This is a genomic window from Arthrobacter cavernae (genome assembly GCF_017368795.1).
GTDB lineage: Bacteria > Actinomycetota > Actinomycetes > Actinomycetales > Micrococcaceae > Arthrobacter > Arthrobacter cavernae.
On sequence record NZ_JAFNLL010000038.1, the window covers coordinates 45,758 to 69,793 of the forward strand.

The following is a 24,036-nucleotide window of genomic DNA, read 5'->3' on the forward strand; positions in this document are numbered from 1 at the left end:
CGGTGCCGGCATCAGGCCCTCCTTTCGAAAGCAGCTCAGTGATCCTTGACCGGCAGATGTCCGCCCACCGGTCCGTCACGGAGCGCACAGGGAGCCTAACACCAGGCGGGTGGTGCCGGAACCGGTCTTGACGAAATCTTTACGCCCCGGAGTCCTGTTGTGAAGACTTGCATGGGCAGGAAGCAAATCATCGCCGGCCGGGCCGTTCGACGGCACCGCCCGGCACCGGCGGCAAACAGCCTCTCGCCCAGCCGCTCTTCTTGCACCTAAAATCGGGGTGGATGCACTGGCGAAGGCACTCCGGGCACGCCCGGGGGGTGGCATCACGTTCCAGCAGTCCCGGCAAAGGAAGCGGACAATGACGAATATCCAGGGTCTTATTAGCGCACTCCGGCCGGACGAACTGGCCATGCTCCAACAGGGAGGTCCGGACCAAATCCTGGACCGCTCCATGGTAGATGCCCTCGACCGCGCCGCCGGCGGACCAGGCGAAGGCCGCGGCTACTACGTCGTCCACGGCAGCTTGGAACCCGTGGAACTTCGAAACTACTACCTCCGCGAGGACGTCGCCGCCGCAGTGCTTGCCACGGCGGCCCTCGAAGACGCGATCGGAGACGGCGGCTAACCCTCATGACGACGCCCGGAAGCCTCGAAACCGAACAAAAATACGACGTCGACACCGCAACCCCGCTGCCGGCGCTGCTGGAGATTCCCGGCGTCGATCGCGTAGCGGAGCCGGTCGAAGCCCAGCTTGAGGCCGTCTATTTCGACACCGAAACCCTGGCCCTGGCCGCGCGGGGAATCACCCTGCGGCGCCGCACCGGCGGGACGGACCATGGCTGGCACCTCAAGATCCCGGTCGGACCGGACCAGCGGCAGGAGCTCCAGGCACCGCTGGGGCAACCCGCCACCGTGCCCGAGGAACTGCTGCACCACGTGCTCGCGTATACGCGTGGAGAAGCAATCCGGCCCATCGCCCGGCTGACCACGCAACGCACCACGCACCGGCTGTACGGTTCCGGCGGTGAACACCTGGCTGACTTTGTCGATGACCACGTCCACGCCGAAGCGTTGGAGCCACCAAGGCCCGGCATGGACTGGCGGGAATGGGAGATCGAGCTCGTCCACGGAACCGGGACTCTCTTTGCCGTCGCCGCGGAAACCCTTACCGGAGCGGGAGCGAGCCGCTCACAGCATGGCTCCAAGCTGGCCCGGGCGCTCGGCGACTCCTTCCCGTCCGGACAAGCCGCCCCCGCTGGAAAAGCGCAGAAGGACGGGCCGGCGGCCGACGTCGTGACCTCTTACGTGGGCGGGCAGATCAACGAACTTCTAAGCCTTTACCCCGGTGTGCGGCTGGAGGAGCCGGACGCCGTTCATCAGATGAGGTCCGCGACACGCCGGATCCGCTCTGCCCTGGCGACTTACCGCGGACTTTTCAACAAAGCAGCGGTCACAAGGATCGAGGACGAACTGAGATGGCTCGCCCGGCTCCTCGGCGTGCCGCGCGATGCCGAGGTCATGCGCGAACGGCTCCGCCAGCACATCCACGAATTGCCGGCGGAGGACATGCCCGGGTCCGTTCTCGAGTCGATAGAACACGAACTCGGCACCGTCTACGATTCGGGCTACAAGGCGGCGTTGCAGGCCCTCGCAACCGACCGCTACTACCGGCTGCTGGATGACCTCGAAGACTTCCGCGACCATCCGCCCGCCACGTCCCTGGCCTCCAGGTCGGCCCGCAAAGTGACGGCCAAACTTGTGGACAATGCCGTCAAGCGCCTCCGCCGGGCACAAAAGGCCGCCGCGAATTCAGGAAAGGGCGACGCCCGCGACGCCGCACTGCATCAGGTCCGCAAGGACGCCAAACGACTGCGGCATGCCGCCGAGTCCGTCACCGGGATCCACGGGAAACGCGCCGTCAAGCTGGCCGCTGCAGCCCAACAGCTTCAGAAAATCCTTGGCGACCACCAGGACAGTGTGGTGGCCCGCGCTCTCCTGCTCAGGCTGGGCGCCGATCCGAGCCTGCCGTCGGCCGCGGCCTTGGCCTTCAACGCGCTGCGCACGGTGGAGGAACGGATCGCGGCCGACGCCGAAGCCAACTACCGCAAGGCCCGCAAGAAGGCACGCGGCATCCGGCTGTAAAGGGGCAAAAGGCCTTAGATGGCGCAGCCGTCCGGGCCGCAGGCCTCTGCGTCGGAGCTGCCCACGGTCACCAGCGGGTTGGTTTCCTGCCAGGCCTGGTCCAGTGCCTGGGCGAACAGCTCGGCCGGCTGGGCGCCGGAGATTCCGTACTTGCGGTCGATCACGAAGAACGGCACACCCGTGACGCCGATGGCACGGGCCTCGGCGATGTCCTTGCGGACGGCGTCCGCGTACTTGTCGGTGGTGAAGAGTTCCCCGAGCTCGACGGCGTCCAGCCCGAGTTCGGTGCCGAGGGACGTCAGGTACTCCTGGCTGCCGATGTCCTTGCCGTGCTCGAAGTGGTCGCTGAGCAGGCGTTCCTTGGCCTCGTCCTGCAAGCCGAAAGCCGCGGCGAGGTGGATGAGGCGGTGGGCCGTGAAGCTGTTGGCCACCACCACGTTGTCGAAGCGGTAGTTGAGGCCTTCACCCTTGCCCTGTTGGGCCACGTGATCGAACATCTGGCTGACCTGGGCCGGGGCCATGCCCTTGCGGGTGCTGAGGTAGTCGAGCTCGGTGCCGTCGTAGTGCTCGGGGAGCGAGGGGTCCAGCTGGTAGCTGCGCCACTGCACCTCCACGGAATCCTTATGCGGGAAGTCGGCTAGGGCCGTTTCGAAACGGCGCTTTCCGATGTAGCACCACGGGCACGCGACGTCTGACCAGATCTCAATCTTCATGATGGCGACAACCCCGGCCAGTCCGCGGTCATTCCCGAAATGGGCTGTTGGATTCGTCACTGCGGCTCGGGGTTCGCGCCAAGAAACTAGAGCGCCCGCTCCATGACGAAGTCGTGCTCCACAGCGCTGCCCAGCTTGAACGTCTTGGTGCCGACCTTCCGGAAGCCGCTCTTCTCGTAGAAGCGGATGGCCTTGGCGTTCTGGCTGTTGACGCCCAGCCACACGCCGGCGGCTCCGGAAGCGGCAGCACGGCCCAGGGTGGCCTTCATGAGTTCCGCCGCCGCGCCCAGGCCGTGGTGCTCCGGGTGCACGTAGCATTTGCTCAGTTCCGCGGAGGGAAGCAAGGTCAGTGCGCCCGCCACGTCCGGGTCCTGGGCGGGGCGGTCCACCAGCAGGCTGTAGCCGCGCAGCTCGCCGCCGGCGTCGATGGCCAGGATGGTGATGTCCGGGTCGGCGAGGTACTCCGCAAAGTTGGCCTCGCTCAGCGTCCGCGCGAGGTGTGCGGCGATGTCCTCAGGCGACGACGACGGCGGGCAGGCCAGCGGAAAGGTGACGGCGGCCAGCGCGGCCAGCTTCCCGGCGTCGTCCGCTGTTGCTTCTCGGATGGTCTGGCTCATGCGGTCCTCTCAGGCAGGCAGGCGCGGAAATGCCCCTCAAGAGTGATCTTAAGGGGCATTTCCGGAAGGGCCCGACGGCGGCCTGCCGCCTTGCGGGGGTGCTGCTTAGTTCGCGGCGACGAGGGCTTCGTTGCGGGCGAATTCCATGGCACGGGTCCACAGGACCAGCTGGTCCAGCATGGGGGTCAGGCCGGAGGCGGCGGTCTCGCTGGGGGTGAAGGTGGAGAAGTTCTCGAAGTCGGTGAAGACCGAGAACATCACCTGGTTGCGGACGTGGGCCAGCTGCAGCTCCGAAGCGATGCCGCGCAGGTGCTCCACGGCGCGGGCGCCGCCCATGGAGCCGTAGGACACGAAGCCCGCGGCCTTGTTGTTGAACTCGACGGACAGGTAGTCCAGGGCGTTCTTCAGGGCGCCGGTGATGGAGTGGTTGTATTCGGCAACCACGAACACGTAGCCGTCGAATTCGTTGATCTTCGCGGAGAACGCCTTGGTGTGGCTGTTCTGGTAGTTCTGGTACGCGGCCGGGTACGGCTCGTCCAGGACGGGGAGCTGGAAGTCGGCGATGTCCACGATCTCGAACTCGGCGTCGGTGCGTGCTGCGCTCTGGGCGAGGACCCAGTTGGCGACCTGGTGGTTGACGCGGCCGGGACGGGTGCTGCCGGTGATGATGGCGATCTTGGTCATTGCGGTCTCCTTCAAGATAGATGCAAATGCATGTATGTGTTTGCATCTATCTTGAAGGGAGAATGGTTGTTGCGTCAAGCAATGTGGCGAGGATCACCCGGGAGAGAAGCTAATCCTGGGTGCTGAACGCCGCGTCGAAGCTGGTCTGCGACGGCGGGAAGTCGAACTTCTTCAGCGCGGCGAGGGCCTCGGGGGCGCCGTGAAGGCGGTCCATGCCGGCGTCTTCCCATTCGATGCTGATGGGACCGTCGTAGCCGATCGCCGTGAGGGCCCGGAAGGACGCTTCCCAAGGGACGTCGCCGCGTCCGGCGGAGACAAAGTCCCAGCCGCGGCGCGGATCGCCCCAGGGCAGATGGGAACCCAGAACGGTGTTGCGGCCGGTGGGGCGCAGCTTGGTGTCCTTGCAGTCCACGTGGTAGATCCGGTCCTTGAAGTCCCAGATGAAGGAGACCGGGTCCATGCCCTGCCACATCATGTGGGAGGGGTCCCAGTTCAGGCCGAACGCTTCGCGGTGCCCGATCGCCTCCAGGGTGCGGACGGTGGTCCAGTAGTCGTAGGCGATTTCGGAGGGGTGGACCTCGTGGGCGAAGCGGACGCCGGATTCGTCGAACACGTCTAGGATGGGGTTCCAGCGGTCCGCGAAGTCCTGGTAGCCGGCCTCGATGACTTTCTCCGGGACGGGCGGGAACATGGCGACATACTGCCAGATCGAGGAACCGGTGAACCCGACCACGGTGTCCACGCCCAGGGCTTTGGCGAGGCGGGCGGTGTGTTTCATTTCTTCGGCGGCACGGCGGCGGACGCCTTCGGGCTCGCCGTCGCCCCAGACCTTGGACCCGATGATTCCCTGGTGGCGGAAGTCGATGGGGTCATCGCAGACCGCCTGGCCCTTGAGGTGGTTGGAAATGGCCCAGACCTTGAGGTTGTACTTCTCCAGGATGGCGAGCTTGGATTCGACGTAGCCGGGTTCGTCCCAGCGCCAGGCGTCCAGGTGGTCCCCGGAGACGGCGATTTCCAGGCCGTCGTAGCCCCAGCCGGAGGCGAGTCTGGCGACTTCCTCGAAGGGAAGGTCGGCCCACTGGCCGGTGAACAGGGTGTACGGGCGGGGCATGTCAGGCTCCTTCAATAGAGGTCTGGGTGGTTGCGTTGAGTTGGATCAGTGAGCTCTTGGCGGCCGCCGACTCTTCGACGGCGGCGAGGATGTGCTGGACGTTGAGGCCTTCTTCGAACGACGGCGACGGTGCCTCGCCCGCGCTGATGGAGGTGAGGAAGTCGCGGATCTGGTGTGTGAACGTGTGCTCCCAGCCGATGATGTGACCCTGCGGCCACCAGGCTTCAAGGTACGGATGCTCCGGCTCGTTGACCAGGATCCGGCGGAAGCCCTGTTCCCGCACGGGCAAGGTGGCGTCCAGGAAACCGAGTTCGTTCAAGGCCTCAAGGTCGAACAGCAGCGAGCCTTTGTCGCCGTAGATCTCGAGCTTGAGGGAGTTCTTCTGGCCAGTGGCCATGCGGGAGACTTCCACCGAGGCGATGGCCCCGGAGGCGAGGGTCAGCGTGGCCCAGGCGGCGTCGTCGACCGTGACATCTTCCGGACCGTCCGGCCCGGGGCGGCTGGACACGAAGGTGTGCAGGCGGCCGGTGACCTCGGTGACGGCGTCCCCGAGCAGGTAGAGGACCTGGTCGATGGCGTGGGAGGCGATGTCACCCAAGGCTCCGGATCCGGCGGTTTCCTTGCGGAGCCGCCAGGTCATGGGGGACTCTGCGTCGGCGAGCCAGTCCTGCAGGTAGGCGGCGCGGATGTGCCGGATGGTGCCGAGGCGGCCCTCGGCGATCAGTTCCTTGGCGAGAGCCAGGGCGGGGACGCGACGGTAATTGAAGCCGATCATGGACTGGACGCCCTTGCCGCGGGCCGCTGCTGCGGCAACGGTCATGGCTTCGGCCTCGGCGATCGTGTTGGCCAGGGGCTTTTCGACCAGGACGTGCTTGCCGGCCTCGAGCGCGGCTATGGCGATCTCGGCGTGCATCCAGCCCGGGGCGCAGATGTCCACGATGTCGATGTCATCGCGCTCCAGAATCGAGCGCCAGTCGGTGGCGGACTCGGCCCAGCCGTACTTGGCTGCGGCGTCGGCCACCTGGGTGGCGTCCCGGCCAACGAGCACTTTCTGCTCGAAGGCCGGGACGTCGAAGAAGCTGGCCACGTTCCGCCACGCATTCGAGTGGGCCTTCCCCATGAAGGCGTAGCCGATGGCGGCCACGCCGAGTGGGCGGTCGGAAGGCCGGGACGAGTGTGTGGGGGTGGTCATGGTTCGATTCCTCGCTGGTTCTAGAGAGTTGCTGTTTCGGGGGCCCAGTCCTCAGGGATGGCCGCCGAGGCAGGTGCATTGCTGGTGACGTCCACGAACGAGCCCGATTCCACGGACTCAGCGATCGAGACCATGGTGTCCAGCACGTGGTACGCGAGGTCGCCCGTGGCGCGGTGCGGTTCGCCGGCGCGCAGGGCGCGGGCCATGTCCAGCACGCCCATGCCGCGGCCGTTGGAGGGGCCCGTTGCCGGGATGATCTCCGGTTCTTCCGCGCCCGGACGCCAGAGCTTGAGGTCGCCGTCGAAGTAGTTCGGGTCCGGCAGCGAGAGCGTGGCCTCGGAGCCGGTGATCTCCACGAAGCCCATCCGCAGGCGCGGGGACTCGAAGCTGAAGACGCTGTGCGAGGACTGCCCGCCCTCGAACTGCGCCATCGCGGAGACATGCGTGGGGATCTCGACGGCGAACTCCTCGCCGGCCTTGGGGCCGGAACCGATGATGCGGGTCGCCTTCGCGGAGGACCCGACGGCGGCCACCTTGCGGACCGAACCGAACGTCTGGATCAGCGCGGTGAGGTAGTACGGGCCCATGTCGAACAGGGGACCGGCGCCGTGCTGGAAGAGGAATGCGGGGTTCGGGTGCCAGGACTCCGGACCCGGAGTCTGGAATGTGGTCATCCCGGTGAGCGGCGTGCCGATGTCGCCGCGTTCAATGAGCCGTCGCGCCGTCTGCAGGCCTGCGCCGAGGAAAGTGTCCGGGGCGGTGCCGAGGCGGATGCCGGCGGCGTCGGCGGCCTTGAGCAGGCCGAGCCCGGATTCGCGGTCTAGGGAGAACGGCTTCTCGGTCCAGACATGCTTGCCGGCCTTGACGGCCGCCGTGGCCACCTCGACGTGCGCCGCCGGGATGGTCAGGTTCACGATGATCTCGACGTCGGGATGGTTCAGTGCCAGCTCCGGCGTTCCCCACTCGGCAATCCCGTATTCCTTGGCCCGTGCCTCGGCTGCCTCCACGAAGAGGTCGGCGATCACGAGGACCTTGAGGTCAGGGAAGACGGTGAGGTTGTCCAGGTACTGCTTGCTGATGTTGCCCGCGCCGATCACGGCAACGCCGACGGGCCCTTTGCGGGTGGACGGAGAGAAGCTCATGCCTTGGCTCCTGCCGACTGTGCGTTGAGGAAGGCGAGGCTTTCGGTGATGCCCTGGAAGATGTCGCCGGAGTAGTCATCGAATTCCACCACGCCAACTTCCAAGGACTTGGCCGCGGCGATGACGTCCAGCACGGGGATGGTGCCCTGGCCTGCGGGCTGCTGGGCCTTGGTGTCAGTGTTGCCCGGGCCGTCCTTGATGTGGATGAGCTTTACGCGGTCACCCAAACGGGCCAGGAGCTCCACGGGGTCCTGGCCACCCACGGCTGCCCAGTAGGTGTCCACCTCAAGGACGAGCTCGGGATCCAGCAGTCCCTCGAAGTACTCCAGTGCGGTCTTGCCTTCGATGGTGGACTCCAGCTCCCACGCGTGGTTGTGGTAACCCACGCGGATGCCGTACTCGGCACCCTTCTTCGCTGCAGCGTTGAGCGTGGCTGCCGTTGCCTGGATGGTTTCGGCGTCCTGCCAGTGCTCGGCCGGGAGGTAGGGATCGATCACGGTGGTGATGCCCAGTTCCTTGGCGGCAGCGAAGATCTCATCCTGGTCCTGGGAGAGCAGGGGTGCGTGGCCGGAAGGTGCGGTGAGTCCGTTTTCCTTCAGCGCCGCTCCGAGTTCCTTGGCGGTGGCCACGAAGTTGTACGGCTCAACCTCGGTAAAGCCGATCTCGGCAACCTTCTTGATGGTTCCAGGCAGGTCCTCCTGGATGGCATTGCGGAGGGTGTACAGCTGGAGTGAGTACGACATTGTTTTCCTTTGCGGGAGTGGGTTGTGCAGGGAATTCAGGGAGTTGGCGCCAGTCTAGTTAGCGGCCGGCAAGGGAACCACCAATTCCGCCGACGCTGAAGTACTTGTTGAGGGCGGCGAACACGATGATCGGCGGGAGCATCATGATCACGGCGAGGGCCATGACGCCGGACCAGTCGGTGAGGTTTTGCTGGAAGAAGGACTGGACACCCATGGGGAGGGTGAAGATCTCGTTGGAGCGCAGGAACACGATGGCTACCAGGTAGTCGTTCCAGGCCAGGAGGAAGGCGAAGATCGCTGTGGAGAGCACACCCGGGAGGCTGTTCCTGAGGACCACCTTGGAGAAGGAACCGAACACGGAGCAGCCATCGATCCAGGAGGCTTCTTCGAGGCTGATCGGGATGGAGTCGAAGTAGGCGGCCATCATCCAGGTGGCCACGGTCATGGTGGAGCCGACGTAGATGATGGTCAGGCCCATGAGGTTGTCAACGAGTCCCATGGCGGCGAAGAGGATGAACAGCGGCACCACGGAGGTGATGATGGGCAGGGACTGCATGACGAACAGCAGCAGGGAGTAGCCGGAGACTGCCTTGGAACGGCCACGGGAGAGGACGTACCCGGCGGGGGCTGCGACTGCGACGGAGACCACCACCGTTGCGAGCGTGGTGATGAGGCTGTTCTGCAACCAGGTGGCGGCGAGGGTGCGTTCGAAGACTCCGGTGATGTTCTCGAGGGTGAGTCCGGTGGTGGTGCTGTTCGGCGCCGGTGTGAGGGCCAGGATGACGGTGACCATGATGGGTACAAGGACGATCGCGGTGATGGCCAGGATCAGGGCGAATCTCCACCAGCGTCCGCGCATGCCGGCTTCGGAAAGGACGCGGCGGGTTTTGCCGGTAGTGGCGACGCCGAGGGCGGGTCCGGACTCGGGGTGGGCGTGAAGTACTGCGCTCATTATTCGACGCTCGACTTTCGGATCTGACGGTACAGGATGACCGAGACGACTACCAGGGTCATAGTCATGAGGAAGGCGATGGCGACGCCGGGACCGGTGGCGAAGTCCTGGAAGACGGTGCGGTAGGCCAGGACCACCAGGGAGGTGGTGGCGTCAACGGGGCCGCCACCTGTGAGCAGGTAGATGGTGGGGAAGTCGTTCACGCAGAAGATCGTCATGAGGATCCACGAAATATAGGTGGAGCGGGCGATCAGCGGCAGGGTGATTTGGGTGAATTGCTGCCAACGGGATGCTCCATCCATGCTGGCTGCTTCGTAGACGGTGGTGTCCACGGAGGCCAGGGCGGCGGAGATCATCATCATCATGAAGGGGAATGAAACCCACACCTTGAAGATCATGACCGTGACTGCGGCCAGGGTGGGGTCCGCCAGGAACAGCGGGGTGCCCAGTCCGAGGTTGCGGAAGATGGAAGGAATGAGGCTGTCCGGGGTGGCAACCAGCCAGTTCCAGGCCGTGGAGGAGACCACGATCGGCACTACCCACGGCAGGAGCAGGAGGACCTTGAAGGTGCCGCCGGCGGGGATTTTGGTCCGCAGCAGCAACGCCAAGCCGAGCCCGACCAGCCAAGAGCCGAAAACTCCGACGATGGTGAACCAGAGGGTGAACTGGGCTGCTTTCCAGAAGGCCGGGGAGGACAGCACGTTGGCGAAGTTTTCGACGCCCACGAAGTTGCCGGTTTCGATCAGGTTGCCGTCGTGCGTGGCTTGGATGCCGGCGTGGAAGAGCGGGTAGCCGTGGATCAGGACCAGCAGGATGACCGAGGGAAGCAGGAGCCAGAAGAACGTCCGTGATGTTTGGGCGGACAGTTTGCTCTTGCGGTTGAGGTCCTTGCGGTTGAGGTCCTTGCGGTTGCGGGACCCGCCGCCGGGCCCGCCGGGGGCCAGCCCCTTGCGGGCCCGGGCGAGGCCGGACGGCGCTGTAGTGGACGACATGCTGGCCGCCTACTTCTTCAGGACGGACTTGAGGCCGGACTCGAAGGCCTGCAGCGCGGACTTGGCGTCGGTCCTGCCCGTGAGGATGGTCTGCGTGAACTGGTTCAGCGCCTGACCACCATCGAGCGCTGCGAGATCGGCGCTGAGGGCCGTGCCCTGGGAAGCGAAGGTCTTGGCGATCGGCACGTATTCCTTGACGATCTTCACGTTGTTGGGGTCGGACGTGAATTCGGGCAGTTCGGTGATGGACTTGAAGACCGGCAGTGCGTTCATGAGCTTCTGGCGCCACAGTTCCTTGATCTGGCCCATGTAGTGCACCAGGAAGGCCTCGGAGGCTTCCTGCGAAGGAGTGTTGGTGTACATCATGATGTTGTTCGGGAACACCAGCGCAGTCTTGTCGCCGTGCGGTCCGGCGATGGGGCTGGCCACCACGATGTCGCCGGAGGTGTCGCCCACGCGCTCCGGAACGCCCAGCACGTACGGGCCGAAGGCGGCCTTGCCGTCCTTCCACTGCGCGTTGAGGTTGTCGGTGGTGTAGCTGACGGCGGCAGGATCGATGATGCCGTTGGAGACCAGCTCAAGCATGAACTCGATGGCTTCCACGTTGCGGTCGTTCATGACGTCCAGTTGGCCGTCCTTGGTGAAGACGCCGCCGCCGTTGTTGATCATCATGAGGATCATGGTGTGGTTGCCGATGTTGTTGCCGGCGCCGGAGCCGGTGGCGAAGCCGAACGCGCCGATGCTCTTGAGCTTCTTGCCGGCCTCGAGCAGGGTGGCCCAGTCCGTGGGAACCTCGACGCCGGCCTTCTCGAACAGGGACTTGCGGTACCAGAGCGGGCGCATGTCCAGCTGCCACGGAACGGCAACGTATCCCTTGTCCGTCTTGAACGGGTCCAACACGCCGGGCAGGAAGTCGTCGAACTGGCCGTTCTTCTTGAGTTCTTCGATGACCTTGTCCGCGTAGGCGATCTGGCCCTGCTGCTCAAACTGGAAGGCCTGGAAGCCGCCGCCGGTGGACACAGCCGGGCCGGACTTGGACGCGATTGCCGAGGAGAACGTCTGGTAGAAGTTGTTCCACTGGATGATCTGGTAGCTGGCCTTGCTGTTGGCCCCGGAGAACCCTTCCGCGAGCTTCTTGGCGGCGTCGTTGTAAGCCGGGGCTGCCCACGGCATGTCCCAGAACTTGATCGTTCCGCCCGCACCGCCTCCGCCCTGCGTGGCTGATCCGCCGCCACAAGCGGCCAAGAGCGGCACTGAAGCAGCGGCTGCTGTCAGGCCAAGGAAACCGCGGCGGGAAAACGAACGGTTGGCTGCGGGCTGAACATTCATGATGATTCCTTTCGGGACCGGCACGCTGAGTCTGCGTTGTGTGAGCCGGTCCAGCTCAACGTTGAGTAGGGCAAATGCTGTGAATGACTGGTGGTGCTCGTTGTTGGGACGGGGTCAGGAGAGCGTGGAGATGGATTCCGTCAGCGCCGCGAAACGGTGCAGATCGGTGGGGCTGGTGCCGGCGTCGAGGTGTTCCTTGAGCCGGCGCCAGGTGGCGCGGTGAGCGGATTCGTAAAGCGTGGGGAGCAGGACTTCGCCCTGGGGCCCGGTGACCTTGACGGTGGCCGGCCACGCCGCAACCGGTTTGGGCAGCGCGACGCTGACGCCGCCGTCGTCGGTCAACATGGAGACGTTGACGCCTGCAGGCCTCGCGCTAGACAGCACGCCGTGCAAGGCGACCGGCGCGCCATTGGCGAGCCGCGCTGACACCGCGTAACCGTGGGTGCCGCGGTGCAGGATCCGGAGGTTTTCCAGCGGCCCCGTGATGCGGACGACGGCGGCAAGATGGTCCGCGAGCAGCTCACCGGGGTCGGTTCCCGCCGGAGCGGTGGCGACGGTGTCGAGGACGGCTGCCCGGCCGGCCATGGAGCGGACTGCGTGCTCAGCTGCCGGAAGCGCGGGGTTGGAGGCCCAGCGCTGGTCCAGGACCACTGCCGCGCCGGATTCTTCAGCCGCTGTCCGCAGTGACCCGGTGCTTTCGGGCGCGGGGTTGACCACCACTACGCCGCGGGCTCCTGCGGCGATGGCTTCCACGGCCTGCGCAGTCCAGCCAGTTCGGCCTGAGATGACCACGATGTCGGCTTGGTTTTCGCCGGCGGCTGGGCCGAAAGATTCGGGAAGGGAGGCGACCGCCAGTGCCACGGCGCCGGCTTCCTGGGCCTCGGGCGTTGCCCGGACGGTGTGCTGCTGGCTCATGCGTGGGCTCCTTCGGCAACGGCATGCTGGGCTTCGACGTTGGCCACTGTGGCGTCGGCGATGTCCAGTGCGAAGGTCAGATCGTCAATCAGGGTTTGCGCAGACGGGGGCTGCTTTGCGCCGGTCGCGAGGGCAGCGAGTTCACGCCACTCTCCTTCATAACCGTTGTGCTCAAAGGGGCCGTGGATGGTTGTTTGCGTGCCGCGTGTGAACGTTGCCACCGCGGAGCCGGCCTGGACGTAGGACGGTGTGAAGTCGATGCGGAGGGAGACGTCGTCGGAGAACGCCTCAAAGCTCCATTCCGGCTTCCACGTGTTGTTCATGGCTGCGCGGAGCTCGATGGTCCGCGTGGGCGTACGCAGCGAGACGACGTAGCCGAACGGCCGGACATGGCGTGCCTCAAGCACTTCGATGTCCTTGAAGTCTGGAGTGAACCTGCGGATCAGGGGGAGGTCGTGAATGGCCAGGCCCATGATGCCGCCGCGGAGCGCGCCTTTGATGACCTCTGGATCCGAGTAATCCGGGGCGCCGCCTGCAGGGCGGGTGATGATCTCGGTGGCGAAGTCCTCAAACCGCGCGTTGGGCGGAAGGACGATCGAGGAGCGGATGGTGTGCGCCGTCTCGGGGAGGTGGTCCCAGTTCTCCTGGGCAGCGAGCCAGCCCGGATCAAAGGTGTGCATGGCGCCCACGATGATCGGTACTCCGGTTTCCTCGCTGACCGCGGAGATCTGCGCAGCTTCTTCCGCGTTCATGGCGAAGGGCTTCTCGCAGAGGACTGCTTTCTTGCCGGCGCGGCAGGCGGCGATGACCTGTTCGGCGTGGAACTGGTGCGGGCTGCAGATGGCCACGATCTCCACGTTGGGGTCACCGAGGAGGGCCTCGATGCTGGTGCTGTGTGCGGCGCCCACTCGGGCTGCGACCGATTCAGCGACGGCGGGGTCGACGTCCATGATGTGGCGGACGGTGAGGATATCACCCAATCGGGCGAGGGACGGCAAGTGGATGGCCTGGGTGACCGGGCCGGCGCCGAGGATGCCAACACCCAAGGTGCGGGTGGCGTCAGTGTGGCTGGACAAGTTCAGTTACCTCTTCGTAAGCGGACTGGCTCATGAGCGGAAGGGGAACTCGATGCTGCGGGGACTCATCATCGAGGGGCTTGATGTGCTGCTCATCACAACCTAGGGGGACTTTTGCCGAGCGTCAAGCAAAAGTTGAAATATTGCCGACAAACTTCTGTTGCATGACATGCATAAGCAATCGTGCTTCACTAAAGGCATGACAACAGCCACCGCAAACGACGCCGGAAATGCCTCCGTCCTGGAGGCCGGCAATCTCTCGCGTGCTGGCGATCTCTTCCAACTTCTTCGCGACGGCCAAGCCCGTACCCGCGCCGAGCTCGCAGTCACCACTGGGCTGGCCCGTTCCACCGTCGCTTCCCGCATTGACGCGCTGATCAGTTCCGGACTGGTGGGACCCGCCGGTGAGGCGAGCTCCAGCGGCGGCAGGCCGCCGTCGCGCTTTGCCTTCAACCCCGCCGCGCGCGTCGTCCTGGCGGTCGACGTCGGAGCCACCCACGTGATTGTTGCCGTCACCGACCTCGGCGGCAGCATCCTCGCCGAGCGGCGACTGGGGCAGGAAGTCGCCGACGGACCCGAAGTAGTCCTGGGCCGCGTTGTCTCCGCCGGCCGTGAGCTCCTTGCAGAGGCGGGCCGCGAACTTGGCGACGTCGCCGGCATGGGCATCGGATTGCCAGGGCCCGTGGAGCACGATACCGGGCGGCCCGTGAAGCCGCCGATCATGCCCGGTTGGGACGGATTCGACGTCGTCACGTACGTTCAGCGCTCGCTGCCCGTTCCCGTGCTGGTAGACAACGACGTCAACATCATGGCCTTGGGCGAACGGACCGCGTACTGGCCGGACCACGACAATTTCCTTTTCATCAAGGTGGCCACCGGCATCGGCGCGGGCATCATCAGCAGCGGAGAGCTGCAGCGCGGCGCCAACGGCACCGCCGGCGACCTCGGCCACGTCCGGGTTCCCCGCGGCGACGACGTCCTCTGCCGCTGTGGCAACCATGGCTGCCTCGAAGCGCTCGCCTCAGGTCCCGCCGTCGCGCGTCAACTGCAGTCGCAAGGACTGGACGCGACGACCGGCGCGGACGTCCTGCGGCTGGTCGGCGAGGGCAACCTGCAGGCCATCCAAGCACTGCGGCAAGCCGGGCGCGACGTCGGAGACGTGCTGGCCACCGTGGTCAACCTGCTCAATCCGTCCATGATCATCATCGGCGGCAGCGTGGGGGAGGCCGGCGAGCACCTGGTGGCCGGCATCCGCGAAGTGGTCTACCGACGCTCCCTGCCGCTGGCCACCACGCACCTGCGCATCGGCATCTCCATGGCGGGCGACCGCGCCGCCATACTCGGCGCCAGCCAGATGGTCACTCAGCATGTCCTGTCCCCGGCAGTGATTGAGGCCACGCTCCAAGCCGCTGGATGACGCTGCGCCGGGGGCTCCGGCGTGATAGTCATAAAAAGATGACTACTTTACGCCAGCCCCACCCCCAGCCAGGCCCATGAGCGGACCATTCCTCGCCAGAGTTCCCCGCGGCTTGCTGCTGCTGGCCTGCATCGTTCTGATCGCCCTGAACATGCGCGGGCCCTTCGTCGGCGTCGCCCCGGTGGCCGGAGCCATGCAGGGCGATCTGGGGCTGTCCCCGATCGAACTGGGCCTGCTCACCAGCATCCCGGTGCTCTGTTTCGCGCTGTTCTCGCCGGTGGCTTCCCTGGCGGCGCGCAGCTTCGGGGCGGAATTCGCCATCACACTGACCCTGCTCGGCGTGCTGGCCGGGGTCTGCATCCGTTCAGCGGGCGGCACGGCGCTGGCCATGGCGGGCACCGTGGTGATCGGCCTGGCCATCACCGTGGGCAACATCGCCGTGCCCCTGATCATCCGGCGCGACTTCCCGCCCCGCCGCCAGGGCACGGCCATGGGCGTCTACACGGCCGCCCTGAATGTCGGCGCCTTCCTGACCTCCGTGGCCACCGCGCCGCTGGCCGAGCTGGCAGGCTGGCGCGTGTCCCTGCTGGCCACCGGCATCCTGGCCTTGGCGGGCGCGGTTTTCTGGGCCCTCGCTGCCGGGCCGCGGGAAGCCTTCCTGCCCACAGCCCCGGTGCTTGCGGACACCCCGCGCCACGCCGGAGTCCGCACTTCCGGCTGGCTCACGGCGGGCCTGGCGGCCGGCTTCGCGGGGCAGGCGTTCTCGTACTATGCAGTCACCGCCTGGCTGCCCAGTTACCTCGGCGAGGAACTGGGAATGTCCGCCTCCGCGGCCGGTGCCGGTTCCTCGATCTTCCAGATCCTCGCGATCGTGGGTGGCCTCGGCGTGCCGCTGGTGGCCAAGCGCATGAGTACGACGGCGGTGGCCGTCACCCTGGGCGTGCTGTGGCTGACCGTGCCCCTGGGCCTGCTGCTGATGCCCCAGCTGTGGTGGCTGTGGTCCGTCTGCGGCGGAATCGCCCAGGGCGGCGGCATCACCGTCATCTTCATCGCGATCATCCAGCTGGCCAAGGACCTTGCCGCCGCGGGGCGGATGTCTGCCGTGGTGCAGGGCGTGGGCTACAGCGTGGCCTCGGTGGCCCCCGCCGCCATCGGCTTCGTCTACGACACCTCCGGCACGTGGACGCTGCCGCTCCTGGTGATCACGGGCTCGGTGCTGGCCTTCTTCGCGGGCACGGTCCTGTCGGTGCGCAAGGTGCCCCGCCCCTCATGAAGTGCGCTTGGTGAGTCAGAGGCCGGCGAGCATTCCAGGGGAAAGTGCGGCGGCGAGCTCGAGTTCGCCAAGGAGGCCGCGTTCGCGCACGAGCTCGATGATGGGGCGGCCGCTGGCCAATGCCTCCTTGGCCAGCCCGGCCGCCGTGGCATAGCCCAGCAGCGGGGTGAGGCCGGTGACCACGCTGAGCGATTCCGCCATGCGGCGCAACAGCAGCGGCTCGTTGGCCTGGATCCCGGTCACGCAGCGCTCGCGCAGCAGCCGGCAGGCGGCGGTCAGCCACTGGAGGGACTCAAGCAGCGCATCGGCCATGACGGGTTCGAAGGCGTTGAGCTGCAGCTGCCCGCCCTCGGCCGCGAGTGTGACCGTCGCGTCGGCCCCCACCACCCGGTACGCGACCTGGCTGACCATCTCCGGGATCACCGGGTTCACCTTGCCCGGCATGATGGAGGAACCGGCCTGCACCGCCGGCAGGATGATCTCGCCGAACCCGGCCTGCGGGCCGGAGGAGAGCAGCCGCAGGTCGTTGCAGATCTTCGACAGTTTCACGGCAGCCCGCTTCAGCACGCCCGAGACCAGCAGAAACACGCCCGTATCCGAGGTGGCCTCGACGAGGTTGCCGGCACTGACCACGCCCAGGCCGGTGATCCCGGCCAGCTCGCGCACCACTTCCGCCCGGTAGCCAGGTGGTGCCGTGATGCCGGTGCCAATGGCCGTGGCGCCGAGGTTGACCTCTAGCAGGTGCGGGAGCAACTCCAGCAGCCGGAGTCTGTCCTCCACCAGGGTGTCCGCGAAGGCGCCGAATTCCTGGCCGAGCGTCATGGGCACGGCATCCTGAAGCTGGGTGCGTCCCACCTTGACGATGCCCGCGAACAAGATGGCCCGCTCGCGGAAAGCCTCCGTGAGCCGCGCGTGCTCGGCGCAGAGCTCTTCTACACCCCGGTGGACGGCGATCTTCACCGCAGTGGGATAGGCGTCGTTGGTGCTCTGGCTGCGGTTGACGTGGTCGATTGGATCCAGCTCCGCGTAGTCTCCCTTCCGGTGTCCGAGAAGTTCGAGCGCGCGGTTGGCGATCACCTCGTTGGCGTTCATGTTGGTGCTGGTGCCGGCGCCGCCCTGGATCCGGTCCACGACGAACGCCTCGTCGAAGAGCCCGTCCATGACTTCCGTGCAGGCCTGCTGGATGGCGGCTGAGCACCGTCCGTCCAGCAGGCCCAGCGACTCGTTGGCGCGGGCCGCGGCCAGCTTCACGGCCCCGAACGCCCACACGAGGGAGCGGAAGGAGCCGATGCTGCGTCCGCTCACCGGGAAGTTCTCCAGGGCGCGTAGTGTGGAGACGCCCCAGTATGCCTCGGCGGGCACCTCGCGGACGCCCAGGCTGTCTTCCTCACGGCGGGTCGGCACCGGAGCAGTCTCGGTCATGACACTTGCCTTTCACTTGGCCCCACAGAGTTTGGCCCCACATAGTCCAGCGCCGTCAGCGCGAGGGCCGCGGCGCCGTCGTGGATGGCCTGGTTGGCGGCGCTGCCCACGCAGTGGGCGGCGAATTCGGGCTGGTGGTTGGCCGCCGGGAAGCAGCCAAGCCCGATGTAGGGGTGGATGGCCGGAACCACTTGGGAGACATTGCCCATGTCGGTGGATGCCCGGTTCATGGTGGCCTGCTCCGGTGGCGCATCGAAGCGCCGGCCCAGGGACTCCGCGTGCCGGATGTACAGGTCAAGGGCCCGGTGGTCGGTGCGGAACTCCGAGTACGGCTCGGACTCCGGGACGATCTCCAGTTCGCAGCCGCTCGCCAGGGCCCCGGCCTCGAAGCAGCGCCGCACCCGCTGGTCGAGCACCTCAAGCTCGGCCAGCGACTCCGCCCGCACGTACCAGCGCCCCTCGGTGCGCTCCGGGATCGCGTTGGGCGCTTCGCCGCCGTGGGTCTGGATCCCGTGCACACGGGTCCCCGGCGGCAGCTGCTGGCGCAGCATTCCCAAAGCCACCTGGGCAACGATGAACGCATCGTTCGCGTTCACCCCCTGGTGGGGGTAGGCGGCCGCATGCGCGGACTTGCCTCGGTACTCGACGTGATGGTGCGCGACGGCGAACGGGTTCGCCTCGGCTGCGTCCACCGGGCTGGGGTGGGCCATCATGGCGAGGTCCAGCCCGGCAAAGGCGCCGCGCTTGAGCAGCTCGATCTTGCCGCCGCCGCCCTCTTCTGCCGGAGTGCCGTACAGCTCCACCGTGAGGTCGTGCTCGACGGCGAACTCCGCCAGGGCGATCGCCGCACCTATGGAGGTGGCGGAGATGATGTTGTGCCCGCAGGCGTGGCCAAGCCCGGGAAGCGCATCGTATTCGGCCATCAGGCCGATGCGCCGGCTGCCGGTTCCGAAAACTGCCCGCAGCGCGGTGGGGAAGCCGAGGTAGCCGCGTTCCACGGCGAAGCCGCGTTCCTCGAGCAACCCGGCGGTCCAGGCGCTGGCCTGGTGTTCCTGCCAGCCCAGTTCCGGGTTGGCGTGCAGCCGCTCGGAGAAGGCGATTAGGGCCGGCAACTCCGCGTCGACTGAAGCCAGCACGCGGCCCCGGCGCGGCATGACGGCGGCCGCGCGCCCAGCCGTCGCGCCCCGCATCTCAGCGCTCATCGCCGGGAACCCCGTATCCCACCGAGGCTGCGGGGTCCAGGCCGCGGACCACGTAGTCCTGGCGCTGGGGGAGCCAGATGTCCAGGATCCGGCCGAGCTCGGCCACGGGGTCCTCGTGCCAGTCCACGCGCAGATCCGTGTCCCGCCAGCCATGCCCGGAGACCACGCTGATCCCGGCCGAGCAGACCGGCCCGGCCTCGCCTCCTGCGGCCAGCCCGGCGCGCAGGGCGGTGAGCAGCCGGACCTCAAGCTCGCCGTCGGCGGCCTCGAAGGCATCGCACATCGCCTGCGGCACGCCGGTGCCGGCCAGCATGTTCCCGGCGGCGACGCTGTTTGCGCCGCGGCCCTCACCGAAGGTGCCCAGCGTGTGGGCGCCGCTGAACACGGCAGCCCCGCCACCGCCGTCGAGCACCACCAGTTGGCGGAAGTCAATGGTCGGGGCGTCGCGGACGACGCCGTCCAGCGCCTCCTGCGCCGTGGCGCCGGCGGCCAGGGCGTCGAGCAGGGCAACGCCGAGCCGCGGGTCGGTGATGTTCTGCGAACTTACCACCCCGACGCCGTCGCGCAGGTGGGCGCAGCGGGCGGCGACGGCGGGGGAGGAAGATGTGACGGCGATTCCGAAGCGCCCGGCGGCGTCCGTTCCGGCGATGCTAAAGGTCATGCCGGGTCCCCTGCGAGCGCCGGTTCGGTGCTGAGAACCGCAGTGGCGTCGATCTCCACAACCCACTCGGGCCGGGCCAGCGCGCTGACCACGAGGCCGGTGGAGACGGGGTAGACGCCCTTGAGCCAGCGGCCCATGGTGCGGTAGACGGTTTCCCGGTAGCGCGGGTCGATCAGGTACACGGTGACCTTCACGATGTCCTCAAGGGTGCCGCCGGCCTCCTCGAGCAGCATCTTGATGTTGGCCATGGCCTTGTCCGTCTGGGCCTCGACGTCGCCGATGCCCACCGACTCGCGGGTATCCAGGTCCTGGCCGATCTGGCCGCGCAGGTACACCACGCCGTTGGCGACGACCGCCTGGCAGAGATCGTTGTCCAGGTTCTGCTCCGGGTAGGTTTCCTTGGTGTTGAACTTCCGGATGCGGGTGTGTGTCGACATCAGACCGCTCCGCTCGCCACAAGCACGGCCTGTTCGTTTTGGGCGAGGTAACCCTGCTGGATCGCAATCTGGTCAGCGACATACTTGGCGTCGTGCCATACCCCCCAGATGAAGCTGGATCCGCGGCGTGACTGCCAGGGCAGTCCGAGGAAGTAGACGCCGGGCTCGGAAGATACTCCGCGTTGCTGCCGCGGCTTGCCGTTCTCGTCGAACGCGTCGACTTGCAGCCAGCTGTAGTCGACGGCGAAGCCCGTCGCCCAGACGATCGAGGCAACCCCGGCCCCGGCGAGGTCGAGGTCGAGGATGGGGTAGGTGAGGCTCTCCGGGTCGGGCCGCAGGGTGCGGGCATCAGGTTCCTCGGGGAGGTCGAGGCCGTTGCGCTCGATGTACGCGTCGGCTTCGTCGAGCAGCTCGAGATAGTGGGCGTCGCCGTTCGCGATGTTGTCGCGGAGATCTGGGGCAAAGTGCATGGTTCCGTTGTCGAACGAAACGGTGCGGCCGACGAGCTTGATGCCGTTCTCGGCGAGGGCACGGAAGTCGACGGTATGGCCGCCGTCTGCTCCGCTCACCGCGATCGTAACGTGCTCCGCGCCCAGTGGAGGAGTGGAAGCGTCCCACATGCCGAGCACTCCGAGCCACCAGCAAAAGTCGCGTCCGCGATAACTCCGCGGGGGTCGGTCATGTGGTCCGACGGAGAGGTAGACCTGCCGGCCCGTCCGCTGGATTTCGGCAGCAATCTGCACGCCCGAGGACCCGGCCCCGACGACGAGAACGGCGCCCTCAGGCAGCTGTCCCGGGTTGCGGTAGGAGCTGGAGTGGATTTGCACCAGCTCGGCAGCGTCGGGAACGACGGCCGGGATCACAGGCTGCTGGAACGGCCCCGTCGCGGCCACGACGTAGCGTGCGTCGAAGTCTCCGTCCGATGTCTCCACGCGGAAGCCGGCTGCGCCGACGTTCCTGCGCACGGACGTCACCTCGACACCGCAGCGGATCGGCGCACCGATTTTCTCCGCATAGGCGACGAAGTAGTCGGCGACCTGCTCCTTCGAGGCGAAAGCACCGGGCTCGAGGTCGCTGAACTCCAGGCCCGGAAAGCGGTCATGCCAGGCCGGCCCATTCGCAACCAGGGAATCCCACCGCTCTGAGCGCCATCGTTCGGCGATGCGGTGGCGCTCCAGAACGAGATGCGGTATGCCGCGTTCGCTCAGATGCTCGCTCATCGCAACCCCGGCCTGACCTGCGCCTACGACGAGGACCTCAACCTCTTGGCTTGACATGTCAATCTCCTATTTTTGGGCAAATTGCCACAGCGTGAGTTGACGGGCACAACATCAAAGATCGTGCCCGTTGCCGATCCCCTCCGTGGGAACGATCGGCTTGAATGTCGTCAGCAGCGGACTCTGCGGCCCTCTTGCATGACGCTGAATCCATTCTCACGTGGCGAACTGCATCTGCATAGTAAATAAAACTGCTCAATCAAATCTGAATTTCAGATATTATCGCCTATGCTGGTGCCATGGATGTCACCCTCACCCAGCTGCGCTATTTCGTGGAAGCGGCGGGCCGCCTGTCGATGACCGGGGCCGCGGAGCGGCTCAATATCGCGCAATCCGCAGTCTCGGCCGCCGTGTCCCAGCTGGAGCGGTATGTCGGCTCCCAGTTCTTCATCCGCCAGCGCTCCAAGGGCCTGGTGCTCACCCCGGCGGGGGAACTGTTCTTGCGTGATGCGCAGGCGGTGTTGGCACACCTGGAGGAGGCGCTGGACCATGCCCGCGGCGAGCAGCGCAGCGTGGAAGGCCGTGTGCGGCTGGCCTGCTTCAGCACGCTGGCCCCGTTCCTGCTGCCCGGTCTGCTGGGCCGCCTGCGCAGCGAGCACCCGCAACTGGAACTCGAGGTTACAGAGGCGGATGCCGCGGGCTGTTCCGCGGCATTGCTCAGCGGGCAGGCGGACCTGGCGCTTTGCTACGACCTGGGGCTTCCCGACGGGGTCGCGGTGACCGCAGTGGACAGCTCCCGCCCGTATCTGGCCCTGCCGCCGGACCATAAGTTGGCGGGACGCCCGGAAGTGGCGCTGGCCGAATTGCGGGAGGAGCCGTTCGTGCTTTTGGACCTCCCGCACACCCGCGAACTGATGCTCTCCATCCTGCGCGATGCGGGCCTTGACCCCGATGTGCGTTTCCGCTCAGCCAGCTACGAGACCGTGAGGACCTTTGTGGCCAACGGACACGGCTATTCGATCCTGCACCAGCGCCCGCAGCACGGGTTGACCTACGACGGCGGCCATGTGGCCGCCGTCGCGATCAAGGACCGTGTCCCGGAACTGCGGACCGTGCTGGCACACCTGCGCACGCAGCGGCCCACGGCGCGGATGCGTGCCGTGGCCCAGGCAGTGCGGCATCAGGTGGCGGCGGCGCACGGAACTGCTTAGGGAGCGGTGACCCCGGCGGAGAGCCGCGCCAGCGCCCGCTCCACCAAATGGCGCTGCCGGGAACCCGTGACGGCGTCCGGGTCCAGCATGGAGGTCACGTGCAGGCCCATCATGACGTTCAGCAGCTCATCGGCAACCGCATCCGGATCCGCCAAGGTGGCGCATTCGCCGTCGTGCTCTGCCTCGGCGAGGAAACCCATCACCAGGGCCCGCCAATACAACAGGGCGTCCCGCCCGACCTCCCGGAGCGCCTCCTCCGTCTGCGCCCGCTGCCAAAAGGAAACCGCCACTCGGGCCTCCACCACGGTGAGCGGGTCCGCCGGGATGATCTCCAGGCACAGGGCCCGCAGGGCGGCGAGGCCCCGGCGGCCCCGGGTGCCGGCGGCGATGCGTTCGTTGGTGCGCTCGCAAATCAGCTGGTAGGACGCCAGTAGCAAGGCGTCCTTGCTGGGAAAGTAGTACGCCAGCACGCCGGGGGCCGCATAACCGCATTCCCGGGCAATGTCCCGCATGCTGGCGTTCTCGATGCCCTGCCCGGCAATGAGCTGCCACGTGGTCTCGATGATCGAGCGGCGCCGTTCCTGGTGGTCGACCAATCGGGGCATGGTCACTCCTTCGTTTCTGGACGGGTGTTCGGTGCGGATCGTGTGCACCCTACCACTGCGGGGGCCGGCGCCTTGGGCGCGGCCCCCGCAGAGCGGCTCAGTGCCCGCAGCCCGTAGGTTCGCAGTGTCCCGACGCCGACGACGGCAAGTTCAGCGTGGGGTTCGCATCGAAGAAGCCATGCGGCTTCAGGGTGAAGCCCGTGGTGTCCACAGGCATGATGGGCCAGTCCTCGGGGCGAGGGAAGTGGGTCAGGCCGAAGGAATGCCACACCACAAGGTCTTGGCCGTTGATGTCGCGGTCCTGGGCGATGTAGGCGGGCAGCCCTGCGCCGCCCGGGTGCTGGTTGACGAAGTCGCCGGCCGCGTACAGCTCTTCCTCCGCATGGCGGGTGACCCAGAGGTGGTGCCGAGCAAAGGTGGCCCGTGAGGCGATCGAGGAATCGTCGGCCATGGCCAGGGTCGGGTTGCCCTCGGGGTAGAGGGTGTAGCCCACGGGGTGGCCGAGCTGGTTCAGGGACGCCGGGTTGCTGATGTGCCAGACGCGGCCCTTGGCGCCGTCGGCGTCGCGCACGGCCTCGGATTCGCGGGCCAGCAGGGTGCGCTTCTGGGTGAAGGCGTTGCCGTGCGGGTTGCCCGGTCCCTTGGGCAGCCGCTCCAGGTCCAGTTCTTCCACCCGGTTGGTGGCGCCGTCGACCATCATGTCCAGGCGGGCGCTGAAGAGGTGCTGGTGGTAGGGGGCGCCCAGGCCCGGGGCGATTTCCGAGGCGTAGGCGTAGCCCTTCTCCGGCAGCGCCGCCGTGAACACGATGCCCGTGGCCTTGGCCTCGAATTCGATGGTGCCGTCCAGGTAGAGGTACCAGTAGAAGCCGTAGTCGTAGTTGCCCACGGTGGTGAAGAAGGAGACCACCAGGCGGCGGTTGCGGCGGACCTCGTTGGAGCCGGCCCACTCGTCCGTGTGCTTCCACAGGATCCCGGCGTCTTCC

At 66.7% G+C, this 24,036-nt stretch carries 24 protein-coding genes; 5 read left to right on the forward strand and 19 right to left on the reverse strand.

What is annotated here, in order from left to right:
* The first annotated feature begins 358 nt into the window (after positions 1–358).
* Both J1902_RS14775 and J1902_RS14780 read left to right on the forward strand, forming a co-directional pair.
* Entirely contained in the window at positions 359–625 is a 267-nt protein-coding gene (locus J1902_RS14775) for a hypothetical protein (RefSeq protein ID WP_207617063.1), read from the forward strand.
* Positions 626–630: 5 nt separating this feature from the next.
* Complete coding sequence (locus J1902_RS14780) at positions 631–2,142, forward strand: CYTH and CHAD domain-containing protein (RefSeq protein ID WP_207617064.1); 1,512 nt, start codon at positions 631–633, stop codon at positions 2,140–2,142.
* A gap of 14 nt (positions 2,143–2,156) precedes the next feature.
* Here J1902_RS14780 and J1902_RS14785 read toward each other — a convergent pair whose 3' ends face one another.
* From J1902_RS14785 to J1902_RS14840, 12 genes are all read right to left on the reverse strand, one after another.
* Positions 2,157–2,855 (reverse strand): DsbA family oxidoreductase, encoded by a 699-nt coding sequence (locus J1902_RS14785; RefSeq protein ID WP_207617095.1) that lies wholly within the window; start codon positions 2,853–2,855, stop codon positions 2,157–2,159.
* 86 nt (positions 2,856–2,941) lie between these two features.
* Positions 2,942–3,472, reverse strand: a complete 531-nt coding sequence (locus J1902_RS14790; RefSeq protein WP_207617065.1) for a GNAT family N-acetyltransferase — start codon at positions 3,470–3,472, stop codon at positions 2,942–2,944.
* Positions 3,473–3,577: 105 nt separating this feature from the next.
* Positions 3,578–4,156 (reverse strand): NADPH-dependent FMN reductase, encoded by a 579-nt coding sequence (locus J1902_RS14795; RefSeq protein ID WP_207617066.1) that lies wholly within the window; start codon positions 4,154–4,156, stop codon positions 3,578–3,580.
* Between the two features lie 109 nt (positions 4,157–4,265).
* Positions 4,266–5,267, reverse strand: coding sequence for a sugar phosphate isomerase/epimerase family protein (locus J1902_RS14800; RefSeq protein ID WP_207617067.1), 1,002 nt, complete (start codon positions 5,265–5,267; stop codon positions 4,266–4,268).
* Between the two features lies 1 nt (position 5,268).
* Complete coding sequence (locus J1902_RS14805) at positions 5,269–6,459, reverse strand: Gfo/Idh/MocA family protein (RefSeq protein ID WP_207617068.1); 1,191 nt, start codon at positions 6,457–6,459, stop codon at positions 5,269–5,271.
* A 20-nt stretch (positions 6,460–6,479) separates the two neighbouring features.
* Entirely contained in the window at positions 6,480–7,601 is a 1,122-nt protein-coding gene (locus J1902_RS14810) for a Gfo/Idh/MocA family protein (RefSeq protein ID WP_207617069.1), read from the reverse strand.
* Complete coding sequence (locus J1902_RS14815; RefSeq protein WP_207617070.1) at positions 7,598–8,344, reverse strand: sugar phosphate isomerase/epimerase family protein; 747 nt, start codon at positions 8,342–8,344, stop codon at positions 7,598–7,600. Before J1902_RS14815 ends, J1902_RS14810 begins: the two co-directional genes overlap by 4 nt.
* Positions 8,345–8,402: 58 nt before the next feature.
* Entirely contained in the window at positions 8,403–9,296 is an 894-nt protein-coding gene (locus tag J1902_RS14820; protein ID WP_207617071.1) for a carbohydrate ABC transporter permease, read from the reverse strand.
* Positions 9,296–10,288, reverse strand: coding sequence for a carbohydrate ABC transporter permease (locus tag J1902_RS14825; RefSeq protein WP_207617072.1), 993 nt, complete (start codon positions 10,286–10,288; stop codon positions 9,296–9,298). The genes J1902_RS14820 and J1902_RS14825 overlap by 1 nt, the downstream gene beginning before the upstream one ends.
* Positions 10,289–10,297: 9 nt before the next feature.
* Positions 10,298–11,617, reverse strand: a complete 1,320-nt coding sequence (locus J1902_RS14830; protein WP_207617073.1) for an ABC transporter substrate-binding protein — start codon at positions 11,615–11,617, stop codon at positions 10,298–10,300.
* 114 nt (positions 11,618–11,731) lie between these two features.
* On the reverse strand, positions 11,732–12,532 hold the full coding sequence (locus tag J1902_RS14835; protein ID WP_207617074.1) for a hypothetical protein: 801 nt from the start codon (positions 12,530–12,532) through the stop codon (positions 11,732–11,734).
* The gene (locus J1902_RS14840) at positions 12,529–13,608 is read right to left on the reverse strand and encodes a Gfo/Idh/MocA family protein (protein ID WP_207617075.1); all 1,080 of its coding nucleotides are present in this window, start codon (positions 13,606–13,608) and stop codon (positions 12,529–12,531) included. Before J1902_RS14840 ends, J1902_RS14835 begins: the two co-directional genes overlap by 4 nt.
* A 199-nt stretch (positions 13,609–13,807) precedes the next feature.
* On the opposite strand from J1902_RS14840, the gene J1902_RS14845 reads away from it, so the two are divergent.
* Positions 13,808–15,025: an ROK family transcriptional regulator gene (locus tag J1902_RS14845; protein WP_207617076.1), complete on the forward strand. Its 1,218-nt coding sequence runs from the start codon at positions 13,808–13,810 to the stop codon at positions 15,023–15,025.
* A 76-nt stretch (positions 15,026–15,101) separates the two neighbouring features.
* Positions 15,102–16,298, forward strand: a complete 1,197-nt coding sequence (locus tag J1902_RS14850; RefSeq protein WP_207617077.1) for an MFS transporter — start codon at positions 15,102–15,104, stop codon at positions 16,296–16,298.
* Between the two features lie 15 nt (positions 16,299–16,313).
* Here the strand turns inward: J1902_RS14850 and J1902_RS14855 are convergent, their stop codons facing one another.
* The 5 genes from J1902_RS14855 to J1902_RS14875 are packed head-to-tail and all read right to left on the reverse strand — an operon-like array spanning position 16,314 to position 21,297.
* A complete protein-coding gene (locus J1902_RS14855; protein WP_207617078.1) occupies positions 16,314–17,720 on the reverse strand; it encodes an aspartate ammonia-lyase in 1,407 nt (468 codons plus the stop codon).
* Positions 17,717–18,922 (reverse strand): M20 family metallopeptidase, encoded by a 1,206-nt coding sequence (locus tag J1902_RS14860; RefSeq protein ID WP_207617079.1) that lies wholly within the window; start codon positions 18,920–18,922, stop codon positions 17,717–17,719. The genes J1902_RS14855 and J1902_RS14860 overlap by 4 nt, the downstream gene beginning before the upstream one ends.
* Complete coding sequence (locus J1902_RS14865) at positions 18,912–19,583, reverse strand: DUF1028 domain-containing protein (RefSeq protein ID WP_207617080.1); 672 nt, start codon at positions 19,581–19,583, stop codon at positions 18,912–18,914. The genes J1902_RS14860 and J1902_RS14865 overlap by 11 nt, the downstream gene beginning before the upstream one ends.
* On the reverse strand, positions 19,580–20,020 hold the full coding sequence (locus tag J1902_RS14870; protein WP_207617081.1) for a RidA family protein: 441 nt from the start codon (positions 20,018–20,020) through the stop codon (positions 19,580–19,582). Before J1902_RS14870 ends, J1902_RS14865 begins: the two co-directional genes overlap by 4 nt.
* Entirely contained in the window at positions 20,020–21,297 is a 1,278-nt protein-coding gene (locus J1902_RS14875; protein ID WP_207617082.1) for a flavin-containing monooxygenase, read from the reverse strand. The genes J1902_RS14870 and J1902_RS14875 overlap by 1 nt, the downstream gene beginning before the upstream one ends.
* Before the next feature lie 239 nt (positions 21,298–21,536).
* Here J1902_RS14875 and J1902_RS14880 point away from each other — a divergent pair, with 239 nt between their 5' ends.
* Positions 21,537–22,448 (forward strand): LysR family transcriptional regulator, encoded by a 912-nt coding sequence (locus J1902_RS14880; protein WP_207617083.1) that lies wholly within the window; start codon positions 21,537–21,539, stop codon positions 22,446–22,448.
* Here the strand turns inward: J1902_RS14880 and J1902_RS14885 are convergent.
* The gene (locus J1902_RS14885) at positions 22,445–23,053 is read right to left on the reverse strand and encodes a TetR/AcrR family transcriptional regulator (RefSeq protein WP_207617084.1); all 609 of its coding nucleotides are present in this window, start codon (positions 23,051–23,053) and stop codon (positions 22,445–22,447) included. The genes J1902_RS14880 and J1902_RS14885 overlap by 4 nt on opposite strands.
* A 97-nt stretch (positions 23,054–23,150) precedes the next feature.
* Positions 23,151–24,036, reverse strand: an 886-nt coding sequence (locus J1902_RS14890; protein WP_443623205.1) for a copper amine oxidase, incomplete at its 5' end; no start/stop codon positions are given.

Excerpts from the sequence above, each read along its gene's own strand:
- J1902_RS14775 (WP_207617063.1), top strand. The coding sequence starts at position 359 with ATGACGAATATCCAGGGTCTTATTAGCGCACTCCGGCCGGACGAACTG.
- J1902_RS14780 (WP_207617064.1), top strand. The coding sequence starts at position 631 with ATGACGACGCCCGGAAGCCTCGAAACCGAACAAAAATACGACGTCGAC.
- J1902_RS14785 (WP_207617095.1), bottom strand. The coding sequence starts at position 2,855 with ATGAAGATTGAGATCTGGTCAGACGTCGCGTGCCCGTGGTGCTACATC.
- J1902_RS14790 (WP_207617065.1), bottom strand. The coding sequence starts at position 3,472 with ATGAGCCAGACCATCCGAGAAGCAACAGCGGACGACGCCGGGAAGCTG.
- J1902_RS14795 (WP_207617066.1), bottom strand. The coding sequence starts at position 4,156 with ATGACCAAGATCGCCATCATCACCGGCAGCACCCGTCCCGGCCGCGTC.
- J1902_RS14800 (WP_207617067.1), bottom strand. The coding sequence starts at position 5,267 with ATGCCCCGCCCGTACACCCTGTTCACCGGCCAGTGGGCCGACCTTCCC.
- J1902_RS14805 (WP_207617068.1), bottom strand. The coding sequence starts at position 6,459 with ATGACCACCCCCACACACTCGTCCCGGCCTTCCGACCGCCCACTCGGC.
- J1902_RS14810 (WP_207617069.1), bottom strand. The coding sequence starts at position 7,601 with ATGAGCTTCTCTCCGTCCACCCGCAAAGGGCCCGTCGGCGTTGCCGTG.
- J1902_RS14815 (WP_207617070.1), bottom strand. The coding sequence starts at position 8,344 with ATGTCGTACTCACTCCAGCTGTACACCCTCCGCAATGCCATCCAGGAG.
- J1902_RS14820 (WP_207617071.1), bottom strand. The coding sequence starts at position 9,296 with ATGAGCGCAGTACTTCACGCCCACCCCGAGTCCGGACCCGCCCTCGGC.
- J1902_RS14825 (WP_207617072.1), bottom strand. The coding sequence starts at position 10,288 with ATGTCGTCCACTACAGCGCCGTCCGGCCTCGCCCGGGCCCGCAAGGGG.
- J1902_RS14830 (WP_207617073.1), bottom strand. The coding sequence starts at position 11,617 with ATGAATGTTCAGCCCGCAGCCAACCGTTCGTTTTCCCGCCGCGGTTTC.
- J1902_RS14835 (WP_207617074.1), bottom strand. The coding sequence starts at position 12,532 with ATGAGCCAGCAGCACACCGTCCGGGCAACGCCCGAGGCCCAGGAAGCC.
- J1902_RS14845 (WP_207617076.1), top strand. The coding sequence starts at position 13,808 with ATGACAACAGCCACCGCAAACGACGCCGGAAATGCCTCCGTCCTGGAG.
- J1902_RS14850 (WP_207617077.1), top strand. The coding sequence starts at position 15,102 with ATGAGCGGACCATTCCTCGCCAGAGTTCCCCGCGGCTTGCTGCTGCTG.
- J1902_RS14855 (WP_207617078.1), bottom strand. The coding sequence starts at position 17,720 with ATGACCGAGACTGCTCCGGTGCCGACCCGCCGTGAGGAAGACAGCCTG.
- J1902_RS14860 (WP_207617079.1), bottom strand. The coding sequence starts at position 18,922 with ATGAGCGCTGAGATGCGGGGCGCGACGGCTGGGCGCGCGGCCGCCGTC.
- J1902_RS14865 (WP_207617080.1), bottom strand. The coding sequence starts at position 19,583 with ATGACCTTTAGCATCGCCGGAACGGACGCCGCCGGGCGCTTCGGAATC.
- J1902_RS14870 (WP_207617081.1), bottom strand. The coding sequence starts at position 20,020 with ATGTCGACACACACCCGCATCCGGAAGTTCAACACCAAGGAAACCTAC.
- J1902_RS14875 (WP_207617082.1), bottom strand. The coding sequence starts at position 21,297 with ATGTCAAGCCAAGAGGTTGAGGTCCTCGTCGTAGGCGCAGGTCAGGCC.
- J1902_RS14880 (WP_207617083.1), top strand. The coding sequence starts at position 21,537 with ATGGATGTCACCCTCACCCAGCTGCGCTATTTCGTGGAAGCGGCGGGC.
- J1902_RS14885 (WP_207617084.1), bottom strand. The coding sequence starts at position 23,053 with ATGCCCCGATTGGTCGACCACCAGGAACGGCGCCGCTCGATCATCGAG.